We start from the raw sequence: 12,200 nt of genomic DNA, 5'->3' as shown, positions 1-12,200 counted from the left end.
GCGTGAACCTACGCGCTCAGGCGGGGACGGCCTCCCGGTCCTGGTGTTCGACGACCTCGCGGGCCTCGTCCTGCGAGCCGGCAGCCGGCGCCGACCCCCACATGCGGCGCCCGTTGGGCTCCTGCAGGAACCACAGCGCCACGGCACCGACGATCCCGGCGGCGATGAGGTAATACGCCGGCCAGTTCAGGTCACCGGTCAGCCCGACGAGGCCACCGACCGCGACCGAGGTGGTGCCCGCGAACAGCGACACCGCCACGTTGAACGACACGGACAGCCCCGCACCGCGCACCTCGGTGGGGAACAGTGCCGGCAGGGTCGACGGCATCGTGGAGCTGAAGCAGATCAGCGCCAGGCCCATGAGGAGCAGGCCGAGGAACACCCCGATCACGCTGCCGGCCTGGATGAGCAGCACCATCGGGAACGCCAGCACGATCAGCAGGCCCACACCCGTCCACGCGATCGGCTTGCGCCCGACCCGGTCGGAGAGCCGCCCGAGGAACGGGATCGTGCACAGCGCGACGGCCATGACGATGATCTGCAGGACCTGCGACGTGGTCGACGAGACGCCGCCGCCCTGGGCGTTCGGGACGGTGTCGCTGACGTAGGTCGGCATGTAGGACGTCAGCATGTAGTTGGTGACGTTCCAGACGATGACCAGGCCCATGCACACCAGCAGGAACGGCCAGATCCGGAGCAGGGTGCGGATGTCCTTCCCGGCCTTGTCCTTCTCCCGCTTCTCGGACTCCTTCTCCAGCGCCGCGTAGGCAGGGGTGTCGGCGAGCTTCGACCTGAGGTAGACGCCGACCAGGCCGAGCGGCAGGGCGACGAAGAACGGGATGCGCCAGCCCCAGGTCAGCAGCTGGTGCTCGGTGAGGACGGCGTCCGCCACGGTGACGAGCACCGCGCCCAGCAGGTAGCCGGTGAAGGTGCCGAACTCCAGCCAGCTGCCGAGGAACCCGCGCTTGCGGTCCGGCGCGTACTCAGCGATGAAGGTCATCGCGTTGCCGTACTCGCCGCCGGTCGAGAAGCCCTGCAGCAGACGCGCGACGAGCAGCAGCAGCGGTGCCCCGATGCCGATGCTGGCCCGGCTCGGGATGCAGCCGATGACGAACGTGCCGCCCGCCATCATGATCATGGTGATGGCGAGCACCTTGTTGCGGCCGATGCGATCGGCGAGCGGGCCGAAGAACATCCCACCGAACGGGCGCACCAGGAACGCGACCGCGAACAGGCCGAAGGTGGCCACGGTGCCGACGGTGTCGCCGAGGCCGGAGAAGAACACCTTCTTGATCGTCGGCTCGAAGTAGGCGTAGACGCCGAAGTCGTACCACTCGGTGATGTTGCCGATCGCTGCGGCGCCGATCGCCCTGCGGATGACGTCGGGCTCGGTGACGACAACGTCGTCGACATTCCAGTGCACGGGCTTCTCGGGCGGCGTGAGCATGGGCAGTCCGTTACCCAATTCGGATGCCGATGCCACACTGACGCGCGATGGCCGAGACGACGAACGAGATCTACCGGACGATGGACCTCGCCCTGCGCATCGGCGAGCTGCTGCTGTCGTCCGGGGCCGGCGCGTCCGACGTCAAGGCGCAGATGGAGAACGTCGCCTACGCCTGCGGCCTGCGGGGCTCGACCTCCGACGTCACGTTCACCGAGCTGGCGATGAGCCACCAGGCGCGCTCCGACGAGCCGGCGCTCATCCAGCTGCGTCAGGTGCGCTACCGGCAGGTCGACTTCGGCGACCTCACCCAGGTCGATCACCTGGTGCGCGACCTGCTCGCCGGGCGGGTCACCCGCGAGGAGGCGGCGACGAGGCTCAAGCGCATCACCTCGACCGGCCACAGCCGGCCCAAGTGGTCCGTCACGCTGGGTCTGGGCGTGATGGGTGCTGGGATCGGCATGGTGCTGGCCGGTGACTGGGTGGTGATCGGGATCGCGTTCGTCGGGTCCGTCGGGGTCGACGTCATTCAGCGCTACATGTCCCGCCGGCGGTGGCCGGTCTTCTACCAGCAGGTCGCCGGCGGGCTGTTCGCGACGTTGCTCGCGGCAGGCATCGCCAAGGCCGGCCTGGACGTCGCGCCCAGCCGGGTCATCACCGCGAGCATCGTGCTGCTGCTGGCCGGCGTGAGCTTCCTCGGCGCCGTGCAGGACGCGCTGACCGGGTTCCCGCTGACGTCCGGCGCGCGCATCCTCGAGGCGGTCATCGCCACGGCGGGGGCGATCGCCGGCGTCAGCGGGGGGTTGACGCTGGCCCGCGTGCTGCACATCGGCCTGGGCACCCTCGACCCCGGCTCGGTGCGCTTCGCCGACCTGCCCATGCTCGCCATCGGCGGGGCGCTGACCGCGGCGGCGTACGCGTTCTCGTCCTACGTGCCGTACCGGGCGCTGCTGCCCATCGCGGTGATCGGTGCCCTGGCCATGGCCGTGTACGACCTCGCGGCGAACAACCGGGTCGGCACCAACTGGGCGTCGGGGGTGGCAGCGGTCGTCATCGGCGTCGTCAGCTGGGCCGTCTCCGGGCGGGCTCGGGTGCCGGCCCTGGTCGTGGTCACCGCCGCGATCGTGCCGCTGCTGCCGGGCCTGTCGATCTACCGCGGCCTGGCGCTGTTCGGCGCGGGGGAGAGCAGTGGGCTGCTCGCGCTGGCCAACGCGGCAGCGATCCTGATCGCGCTGAGCTCGGGGGTGCTGCTCGGCCAGTACATCGCCCAGCCCCTGAAACGCGAGGCGCGACGCCTCGAGAGCCGGCTCTCCGGGCCGAGGCTGGTCGGGCCGCTGTCGGCGCGCGCCCCGCACCTGCGACGCAGGAAGCGCGCCCCGGAATGACGCGACGGATTTGACGGCGGACAGGTCGACCGCGTCCGATCACGAGGTGATCTTCTCTGCCCTCAGCCATCTCGAGTGCTCGCGGGACGGCTCGCGCTACGACGCCGACGTCGTGCAGGGCGTGTCCGCGCTCGGCACCCCGCTGCTCGCCCGCTACGACCTCGACGCCGCCCGCGCGGCAACCTCGCCGGCCGACATCGCGGGTCGGCCGCCGACGCTGTGGCGCTACCACGAGCTGCTTCCCGTCCGCGCCGCCGAGAACGTCGTCAGCCTCGGCGAGGGGATGACCCCGCTGCTCGACCTCCCGCGGTACGGCGCACGGATCGGCGTGCCGCGGCTGCGGATGAAGGACGAGGGCCTGGTGCCGACCGGCGCCTTCAAGGCCCGGGGCGCGGCCGTCGGTGTCTCGCGGGCCGCTGAGCTCGGCGTCCGCGGCGTGGCCATGCCGACCAACGGCAACGCCGGTGCGGCGTGGGCCGCCTACGCGGCGCGGGCCGGGATGCAGGCGCTGGTCGCCATGCCCGTCGACGCCCCGGTGATCACCCGGCGCGAGTGCGTGGTGACCGGTGCGGAGCTGTACCTCGTCGACGGCCTGATCGGCGACGCGGGCAAGCTGGTCGCCGCCGCGGTGACGTCGCGCGAGGGCTTCCAGGACACGTCGACGCTCAAGGAGCCGTACCGCATCGAGGGCAAGAAGACGATGGGCTACGAGATCGCCGAGCAGCTCGGGTGGCGGTGCCCCGACGTGCTGCTCTACCCGACCGGCGGCGGCGTCGGCATCATCGCCATCCACAAGGCGCTGCTGGAGCTGCGCGAGCTGGGCTGGATCACCGGCGACCTGCCGCGGCTGGTGGCCGTGCAGGCCGCGGGCTGCGCACCCATCGTGGACGCCTTCGAGGCGGGCCTGGACGAGAGCACCGCCCCGGAGAACCCGCACACCGTGGCGTTCGGCATCACCGTGCCGAAGGCGCTGGGCGACTTCCTGGTGCTCGACGCGGTGCGTTCGACCGGGGGCACGGCCATCGCCGTCACCGACGAGGAGTTGCTCGCCGCCCAGCAACAACTGGGGCGCGACGAGGGCACCTGGGTGTGCCCGGAGGGCGCGGCGTGCTTCGCCGCGGCCGGGCAACTGCGTGAGTCGGGCTGGCTGGGCGCGGCGGACGACGTGGTCGTCCTCAACACCGGGACGGGCCTGATCTACCCCGACACCGTGACCGTCGACGTGCCGACGCTGGCCAGGGACGGCGTCATCCCCGCCGTCCGACCGTGACGCGACGCATAGGCGCTTCGGACTGTCGCGGCTAACCTCGCAGGATGGCCACGACGTCCGTACCGACCCGTACGCTGCTGGACCGCCGGGTCCGCCCGGCCGCTCGCTGGGCCTTCGGGCACCTGCTCCCGTCGACGGTGATGCGGGTGGCCGCACGCAAGGGCGACCTGCAGGGGCAGCTGATCGAGGTCAGCCGGGACGGCGACCCGTTCCCGGTGTTCGAGCGCATCCGCGCCGAGGGGCCGTTGTACCGCGGCCGGTACGCGTCGGTGACGACCTCGCTGCCCGTCGTGCGTGAGGTGCTGTCCAGCAACGACTTCCGCGCGGGCTTCGACCCTTCGCAACTCTCCGGCGCCCTGGGCTCGGTCTTCCGCTGGGCCTCCGACAGCAGCCTGCTCGGGCCGCTCGAACCACCGTCGCTGCTCGTCACCGAGCCCCCGGACCACACGCGCTACCGCAAGCTGGTGACCCGCGTGTTCAGCGTCAAGGCGGTCGCCCGGCTGCGCGAGCGCACCGAGGTCATCGCCGCCGAGCTGCTCGACGACCTCGCCGGCCGCGACACCGTGGAGCTCGTCGAGGCCTACTGCACTTTGCTGCCCGTCACGGTGATCGCCGAGATCCTCGGTGTGCCCGCCAGCGAGCGGGAGCGGGTGCTCGGCTTCGGCGCCGCGGCCGCCCCCAGCCTCGACCTCGGACTGAGCTTCGGTCAGTTCCGCACCGTCGAGGACGCTCTCGCCGGGTTCAGTGCTTGGCTGGGTGAGCACCTCGAACGCCTGGCCGCCGAGCCGGGGGACGACCTGCTGAGCCAGCTCGTCGCGGCCCGCGACGACGGGGTGGGCCTCGACGAGCGCGAGCTGAAGGCGACCGCCGGGCTCATCCTCGCGGCGGGTTTCGAGACCACCGTCAACCTGCTCGGCAACGGAGTCGCACTCCTGCGCGAGAACCCGGACCAGCTGCGGGCGCTCGTCGACGACCCGGGCCTGTGGCCCAATGCCGTCGACGAGGTGCTCCGCCTGGACCCGCCGGTGCTGCTCACCGGACGCAGCGCGATCCGCGACACCGTCGTCGCCGGGCAGCCCGTTCCGCGCGGCCGCCTCGTGACCACGGTGCTGGCCGCGGCCAACCGCGACCCGAAGATCTTCGCGGACCCGACGCGTTTCGACGTCACCCGTCCGAACGCCAAGGATCATGTGGCCTTCTCGGCCGGGCGGCACTACTGCCTCGGCGCCGCGCTGGCTCGCATGGAGGGCGAGGTCGGGCTGCGGGCGCTGTTCGACCGCTACCCCGAACTGCAGACCCTGCCGGGTGCGCGCCGGCGGGAGACGCGCATCCTGCGCGGGTACGACGCGTTGCCGGTGCGGCTCGGCCCGCGGGCGCGCGACCGGGCCGGCCGCTCGTGAGCCGGTGCGCGCGATGACCGACACGGTGAGCGATTCGACGACCGTTCGGGCGCCGTCCCTGCCGTTGTTCCTGACCGAGGCGCCACGTGGCTTCGCGCAACTGAGCGCCTACCCGCTGGCGGCGCCCTGGTTGGCACGCGCCCCGCGCGACAACCCGCACGGCGTGCTGGTCCTGCCCGGCTTCCTGGCCACCGACTCCAGCACCCAGTTGCTGCGCCGCTACCTGCGCGGGCTCGGGCACACGGTGTGGGGGTGGCGCCTCGGGCGCAACCTGGGGCCGACCTCCTCGATCCTCGACGGCATGCCGAAGGCGGTCGAGCTGCTCGCCGAGCGGGCCGGGTCCCCGGTCTCGCTGGTCGGCTGGAGCCTCGGCGGCGTGTTCGCCCGGGAACTGGCCCGTCGTCGGCCCGACCTGGTTCGCCAGGTGATCACGCTGGGCAGCCCGTTCGCCCTGCGCGACCCCCTGCAGAGCAGGGCCGGACGCGCGTTCCAGCGCCAGGCCCACCGGCACGTGGTCGGCACCGGCCCGTCGGCCGAGACCGCACAGCCGATCCCCGTGCCGTCCACCGCGGTGTACTCCAAGCGCGACGGCATCGTGCACTGGCGCTCGTGCATCGAGCCGCAGACCGACCGGCACCGGAACGTCCAGGTCCGCTGCGCCCACCTCGGGTTCGGGATGGACCCGGCGACGTTCTGGCTCGTCGCCGATCGTCTCGCAAAGCACGACCCCGGCGCGTCACCCTTCGTCCCGCCGGCACTGCTGCGCGTCATGTACCCGGCGCCGGACTGACGACCGGCATGGCTGCCTTGCTCGGCGCCGTCGTCATCAGCACGCGGCGTCCGCAGGAACTCGCCGCGTTCTACCGGGAACTACTCGGCTGGCTCACGGTCGACGACGGACCTGACTGGGTGCGCCTTCGTGATCCCGAGCGGGAGCGGCCCGGCCTGAGCTTCCAGCGCGAGGACGCGGACGTCGCGCCGGACTGGCCCGCTCGCGACGATGGCGTGCAGATGCAGGCCCACCTCGACGTCCTCGTGGACGACCTCGACGCGGAGACGCAACGCGCGCTCACCCTCGGGGCCACCGTCGAGGGCCATCAGCCCAGCGAGGGTGTGCGGGTCATGCGCGACCCGCACGGGCACGTCTTCTGCTTGTTCCTGCCCGGCTCGTGAGGTGTCGGACGGTCAGCGGTCCGGCTGCCCGTCGCGCTTCGGTTCGGGGTCGTGCGGGGCGTTCGGGTTGCCGGGCTGCGGCTGACCGGGCGTGATGTCGGGGTCGCCGGGCTCGTCGCCGCGTCGCGGATCAGGGGTTGTCATGCACCGTACGTACCCACCCGGGCCCGGCCGACGGTTGGTCGGCAGTCTCATCGGCGTCCGGCGGTCGCGGTGATCTCGACGAGCATCGACGGGATGGCCAGCCGCGACACCTCGACCAGGGTGGCCGGAGGGGTTGCCCCGACGGCGTCCAGGCGACCGATGATCTCGCCGTAGGCGGCGAGCGCCGCGTCCATGTCGGTCACGTGGATCGTCAGCTGCAGGACGTCGCCGAGGTCCATACCGGCGAGGCCGAGCAGCTCCTGCACGTTGTCCATGGCCTGCGCGACCTGCGCGACCATGTCGGCGTCGTGGACGGGAATGCCGTCGGCGGTGATCGAGCCCTGCCCGGCCAGGGTGAGCAGCTGGGCCGGGAACGATCGGAGTTGGGCCTGGTCGTAGCGGAACGTGCTGCTCCAGGAGGACGGGTTGATGCGCTGCACGGCGCGGGTGTTCGTCATGCCCGCAAGCGTGGCCGACGGGCATTGGATCGCGCTTGCGCGCAGCTTGGACAGATCTTGCATCCGTTCCGCGGCGCGGCACGCGCTGCCGACGGACAGAAGGCTGCCCCGCGTCTCGAAGCGGGGGGGCTCGAGACGCGGGGCGCCATCCGGCGGCTCGCCCGGGGGGCTGCGCGGACCGCTCGATGACCAGCATCCCTGGTTCACCCTCGACCGCAACTCGAGACGACTTCGTTCGAGTTGCGAACTTTTCACAATGGGGCAGGGTTGCAGCACAAGGACCCGTAGGGGCTGCATCTGTCACAGGATGCCATCGCGGGGGGCGAGCTCCTACGGGTCCGCTGCTCGCTGGAGCCACGCGGGACCAGCGAGCAGGAGCCGGGGGTCGTGCTCAGCTGTCGGCGTCGACCTCGTCTTCCTCGATCGCGACGCGCTGCTCGAGCTCGTCGTCGTCGAGGTGTTTCGGGGTCTTGCCGTGGGCCCGGTGGTCGGGGTGGATCTGTTCGGTGGGCTCGATGACATCGTCGAGGTTGGGTTGGTCGTGATTCTCGGTCATGACGATGCGGTACCCAAGACCGGCGGATGGCATCGCGCCGGACCGGAACGCACGACCGCCCGCCAGCCGGTGCGGGCTGACGGGCGGCGGATCCTGCGCGCAATGCGGGGCGGGGCCGAGATTACAACCGTTCGCTGTGTCCGAGGGGGGACTTGAACCCCCACGCCCGATAAAGGGCACTAGCACCTCAAGCTAGCGCGTCTGCCATTCCGCCACCCGGACGAGTGCGGCGCCTACTCTAGCCCAACGGCGCGGTCGGCTTCCGCACCGGCTGCGCCGTCCCGAGCCTGGTAGTACTGACGCCATGAGCGCCGCAGCGGAGCACCCCACCGCCCAGGACGAGGTCACCGAACTCCTCGTCGACCTGATCCGGTTCAACACCTCGAACCCCACGCATCCCGAGCGTCCGGCGGCGGAGTGGGTGGCCGAGAAGCTGGACGAGGTCGGGGTCGAGTCGCAGATCATCGAGGCCGATCCGGGCCGGGCGTCGACCATCGCCCGCATCGAGGGCTCGGACAGCAGCCGACCGCCGCTGCTCATCCACGGCCACCTCGACGTCGTCCCCGCGGACGCGAGCGAGTGGTCCGTCGACCCGTTCGGCGGCGAGGTGAAGGACGGCTACGTCTGGGGCCGCGGCGCGATCGACATGAAGGACATGGACGCGATGGTGCTGGCGCTCGTGCGCGAATGGTCGCGCACCGGCCAGCAGCCGTCACGCGACATCGTGCTGGCCTTCGTCTCCGACGAGGAGGCCGGCGGCCGGCAGGGTGCGCACCCGCTGGTCGACAACCACCCGGACCTGTTCGCCGACTGCACCGAGGCGATCAGCGAGGTCGGCGGCTACAGCATCTCGCTCAACGAGCAGGCCCGGGTCTACGCGGTGCAGACCGCGGAGAAGGGCATCAACTGGCTGCGTCTGCGGGCCAAGGGCCGGCCCGGGCACGGGTCGTTCGTGCACCCGGACAACGCCGTCACCCAGCTCGCGCAGGCCGTCTCCCGCCTGGGCACCTACGACTGGCCGATCGTCATCACCGACAGCGTCCGAGGGCTGGTCAAGGGCATCGGCGAGGTGTTGCAGCGCGACCTCGATCCCGAGAACCCCGACGAATGGCTGCCCCTGCTGGGCGGTGCGGCCCGGATGATCGGCGCGACCGTCCGCAACACCGCGAACCCGACGATGATGAACGCCGGTTACAAGACCAACGTGATCCCGTCGACGGCCGAGGCACGCGTCGACACCCGCTTCCTGCCGGGCCAGGAGGACGCGCTGCTCGCCACCGTCGACGAGCTGCTCGGCGAGCACGTCGAACGCGAGACCGAGGTCCGCGACATCGCCGTCGAGACGTCCTTCGACGGCGCGTTCGTCGACGCCATGGGCGACGCCCTGCGGCTTGAGGACCCGGGAGCGGTCATGGTGCCGTACCTGATGAGCGGCGGCACGGACGCGAAGTCCTTCTCGACGCTCGGGATGCGCTGCTTCGGGTTCTCGCCGCTGCTGCTGCCGCCCGATCTGGACTTCATGTCGCTGTTCCACGGCATCGACGAGCGGGTTCCGGTCGAGGGGTTGCAGTTCGGCGTGCGGGTGCTCGACCGGCTCCTCAAGAACTGTTGAGCTCGTAGGCCCGGGTGGTCGAGGGACGGCCGGCGAGCATCGTCGGACGCCCGTGCCAAGGTGGGATCGTGCTCATCCACGACGTCGCCACCGCCTCGGCCGAGGTCGGCGCCACCTCCTCCCGGCTCGCGAAGACGGCACGCATCGCCGACGTGCTGCGTCTCGCCGGGCCCGGCGAGGCCGCGATCGTGGTGTCCTGGCTGTCCGGCGAGCTGCCCCAGCGCCAGATCGGTGTCGGCTGGGCAGCCCTGAAGTCGCTGCCCAGCCCGGCCGACGAACCGTCGCTCACCGTCTCCGAGGTGGACGCCGCGTTCTCCGCCATCAAGGCGACGTCCGGCGCCGGCTCGAAGGCGCGCCGCGCAGCGCAGCTCGACGAGGTCTTCGGTGTCGCCACCGAGGTGGAGCAGGCGTTCCTGCGCCGCCTGCTCGGTGGTGAGCTACGACAGGGTGCCGCGGTGGGCGTCATGGCCGACGCGGTGGCTGTCGCCGCCGATGTCCCGAAGCCCGCGGTGCGCCGCGCCGCGATGCTCAGCGGTGACCTGCCCGCGGTGGCCGCGGCGGTGCTCGCCGACGGCGAACCCGCGCTCGCGAGGTTCCAGCTGCAGGTCGGTCGCCCGGTCGGGCCGATGCTGGCGCAGACGGCCACCGACGTCGGTGATGCCCTCGGGCGGCTCGGGGGGCGCGCGGTGTTCGAGGCCAAGCTCGACGGCGCGCGGGTGCAGATCCATCGGCAGGGCGACGAGGTCCGCATCTTCACCCGCACGCTCGACGAGGTCACGGCCCGCCTGCCCGAGGTGGTCGAGGCCACGCTCGCCCTGCCGGTGCAGGCGTTCGTCGCCGACGGCGAGGCCATCGCCCTGCGGCCCGACGGGCGCCCGCACCGCTTCCAGGTCACCGCGTCGCGCTTCGGGCGCAGCGCGAGCCGCAAGGGGGCCGACCCCGCAGCCCCCGGGGCGCAACAGCTGTCGGTGTTCTACTTCGACGTCCTGCACCGCGACGGCGTCGACCTGCTCGACGCGCCGGGGGAGCAGCGCGCCGCGGCCCTGGCCGAGATCGTCCCCGCGACGTTCCGCGTCGACCGCCTGGTGACCTCCGATGCCGACGAGGCGCAGGCCTTCCTCGACCGCACGTTGGCCGCCGGCCACGAGGGCGTCATGGCCAAGTCGCTGGACGCGCCCTACGAGGCGGGGCGGCGCGGCGCCGGCTGGCTAAAGGTCAAGCCGGTGCACACGCTCGACCTCGTCGTGCTCGCCGTCGAATGGGGCTCGGGTCGACGCACCGGCAAGCTGTCGAACATCCATCTGGGTGCCCGCGACCCGGAGTCCGGTGGTTTCGTCATGCTGGGCAAGACGTTCAAGGGCATGACCGACGAGACGCTCGCCTGGCAGACCGAGCACTTCCTGTCCATCGCCGACGGGCCGGCGGACGGCTACGTGGTCCGGGTGCGCCCGGAGCAGGTCGTCGAGATCGCTTTCGACGGCGTGCAGACCTCGACCCGCTACCCCGGCGGGATGGCTCTGCGGTTCGCGCGCGTCCTGCGCTACCGCGACGACAAGACGCCGGCTCAGGCCGACACCCTCGACACGGTGCGGGCCTTCCACGATTCCTGAGCCACCCTTGCCGAGTCGGCGCTGAGAGCGCCACCGACCACTTACCTCGATGGGTCGTACTGATGCCGGCGACGCGGTGCCGCTCTCGGAGGTGGGTGTGAGGCTGAGAACGCCGGCGCGAGCACGGCACAGCATGGTCGGCGTCATCGGGCTGGTCACGGTCCTTGCCTGTGCGGGTGCCGTCGCGGCCTGCGACGGGTCCGGCAGCTCGCGTGCCACCAACGCGCGAAGCTCACACCCCCTTTCGCGACCGACGACGGTGGCGGCGTCGACGGTGTCCAGGAGCGGCATCGCCCAGGTCGGTCCGCTCTTCCCGAACGGCCTGACCCACAACCACACCTGTACGGCGAGCGTGGTCGCTTCCCGCAGCGGTGACACCATCCTGACCGCGGCGCACTGCTTGTCCGGTCCCGTCGACCGCATCCTGTTCGTCCCCGGCTACACCGGGAAGAAGGCCCCGTTCGGGGTGTGGAGGGTGACGGCGGCCTACGTCACGACGGATTGGTTGACCCACCAGACGCCCGCCGACGACTTCGCCGTGCTGACGGTGGCGAACCGCGACGTCGACGGACGCAGCGTCACCCTGGCCTCGGTCGTGGGCGCGGAGCGGGTCGGCACCACTCCTCGTGCCGGCACATCGATCAGGATCGCGGCCTACAACAACGGCAAGGGCGACGACTCGCTGACCTGCGCTACCCAGCTGAGCAAGGTCCGGGGGCACCCCACCTTCTTCTGCCACGGCTTCGTCGGTGGGAGCAGCGGTAGCCCGTGGCTGACGGGAGCGAGGAGTTCCCCGGTCGTCGTCGGGGTCATCGGCGGGCGGCATCAGGGCGGTTGCACCGAGTTCGTCTCGCACTCACCGGTGTTCGGGTCCGCGGTGACGGCGCTGGTCGCCAGGGCGGCACGCGGCGGCCCCGCTGACGACCCGCCCGCGGCCGGCAGTGACAACTGTCCGGCCGACGCTGCCTGACCTCGACACGCCGCGCATGCTGTCACAGGCAACTCTCCGTGACGACAGTGATACTGACAGCAGCCGCCGGGCGACGGACCCCCCCGTTTGGTCGCTCGGCGGCCCAGACCTTCGACCTGCACCAGGTTCAGTGGACTAACACCGAGCCAATGTGGTGGGACGGCCGGCGCGGGCCGGC

At 71.6% G+C, this 12,200-nt stretch carries 12 protein-coding genes and 1 tRNA gene; 8 read left to right on the top strand and 5 right to left on the bottom strand.

All coding sequences use genetic code 11. The features are described from left to right. Positions 1-16: 16 nt before the first annotated feature. On the bottom strand, positions 17-1,447 hold the full coding sequence (locus ACFFCA_RS02230; RefSeq protein ID WP_375481381.1) for an MFS transporter: 1,431 nt from the start codon (positions 1,445-1,447) through the stop codon (positions 17-19). A 47-nt stretch (positions 1,448-1,494) separates the two neighbouring features. On the opposite strand from ACFFCA_RS02230, the gene ACFFCA_RS02225 reads away from it, so the two are divergent. Genes ACFFCA_RS02225 through ACFFCA_RS02205 form a run of 5 tightly spaced genes read left to right on the top strand, consistent with a single transcriptional unit; the run spans position 1,495 to position 6,672 of the window. Then, positions 1,495-2,829, top strand: coding sequence for a threonine/serine exporter ThrE family protein (locus tag ACFFCA_RS02225; protein ID WP_375481379.1), 1,335 nt, complete (start codon positions 1,495-1,497; stop codon positions 2,827-2,829). Positions 2,830-2,875: 46 nt separating this feature from the next. Beyond that, positions 2,876-4,099 carry a threonine synthase gene (locus ACFFCA_RS02220; RefSeq protein ID WP_375481377.1) on the top strand — a complete coding sequence of 408 codons (1,224 nt, stop codon included), beginning with the start codon at positions 2,876-2,878 and terminating at the stop codon, positions 4,097-4,099. Positions 4,100-4,143: 44 nt separating this feature from the next. Then, positions 4,144-5,499: a cytochrome P450 gene (locus ACFFCA_RS02215; RefSeq protein ID WP_375481375.1), complete on the top strand. Its 1,356-nt coding sequence runs from the start codon at positions 4,144-4,146 to the stop codon at positions 5,497-5,499. A gap of 13 nt (positions 5,500-5,512) precedes the next feature. Then, positions 5,513-6,289: an esterase/lipase family protein gene (locus ACFFCA_RS02210; RefSeq protein WP_375481374.1), complete on the top strand. Its 777-nt coding sequence runs from the start codon at positions 5,513-5,515 to the stop codon at positions 6,287-6,289. Positions 6,290-6,297: 8 nt separating this feature from the next. Then, positions 6,298-6,672, top strand: a complete 375-nt coding sequence (locus ACFFCA_RS02205; RefSeq protein WP_375481372.1) for a VOC family protein — start codon at positions 6,298-6,300, stop codon at positions 6,670-6,672. 12 nt (positions 6,673-6,684) lie between these two features. On the opposite strand, the gene ACFFCA_RS02200 is transcribed toward ACFFCA_RS02205, so the two are convergent. The 4 genes from ACFFCA_RS02200 to ACFFCA_RS02185 form a co-directional block, all read right to left on the bottom strand. Next, on the bottom strand, positions 6,685-6,816 hold the full coding sequence (locus tag ACFFCA_RS02200; RefSeq protein WP_375481370.1) for a hypothetical protein: 132 nt from the start codon (positions 6,814-6,816) through the stop codon (positions 6,685-6,687). A gap of 47 nt (positions 6,817-6,863) precedes the next feature. Continuing rightward, on the bottom strand, positions 6,864-7,274 hold the full coding sequence (locus tag ACFFCA_RS02195) for a RidA family protein (protein WP_375481368.1): 411 nt from the start codon (positions 7,272-7,274) through the stop codon (positions 6,864-6,866). A gap of 391 nt (positions 7,275-7,665) precedes the next feature. Beyond that, entirely contained in the window at positions 7,666-7,830 is a 165-nt protein-coding gene (locus tag ACFFCA_RS02190; protein ID WP_375481366.1) for a hypothetical protein, read from the bottom strand. Between the two features lie 137 nt (positions 7,831-7,967). Continuing rightward, positions 7,968-8,052, bottom strand: a tRNA-Leu gene (locus tag ACFFCA_RS02185). An 82-nt stretch (positions 8,053-8,134) separates the two neighbouring features. On the opposite strand from ACFFCA_RS02185, the gene ACFFCA_RS02180 reads away from it, so the two are divergent. The 3 genes from ACFFCA_RS02180 (at position 8,135) to ACFFCA_RS02170 (ending at position 12,022) form a co-directional block, all read left to right on the top strand. After that, entirely contained in the window at positions 8,135-9,442 is a 1,308-nt protein-coding gene (locus tag ACFFCA_RS02180) for a M20/M25/M40 family metallo-hydrolase (protein WP_375481364.1), read from the top strand. A 68-nt stretch (positions 9,443-9,510) separates the two neighbouring features. Continuing rightward, positions 9,511-11,052, top strand: a complete 1,542-nt coding sequence (locus tag ACFFCA_RS02175) for an ATP-dependent DNA ligase (protein ID WP_375481362.1) — start codon at positions 9,511-9,513, stop codon at positions 11,050-11,052. Between the two features lie 274 nt (positions 11,053-11,326). After that, the gene (locus ACFFCA_RS02170) at positions 11,327-12,022 is read left to right on the top strand and encodes a trypsin-like serine peptidase (protein WP_375481360.1); all 696 of its coding nucleotides are present in this window, start codon (positions 11,327-11,329) and stop codon (positions 12,020-12,022) included. Positions 12,023-12,200: the final 178 nt, after the last annotated feature.

This window comes from uncultured Jatrophihabitans sp. (genome assembly GCF_964252635.1).
In the GTDB taxonomy this organism is placed as follows: Bacteria; Actinomycetota; Actinomycetes; order Mycobacteriales; family Jatrophihabitantaceae; genus Jatrophihabitans.
The sequence above is the reverse complement of the archived record's forward strand: the minus strand, read 5'-3'. Positions and strand labels throughout refer to the sequence as shown.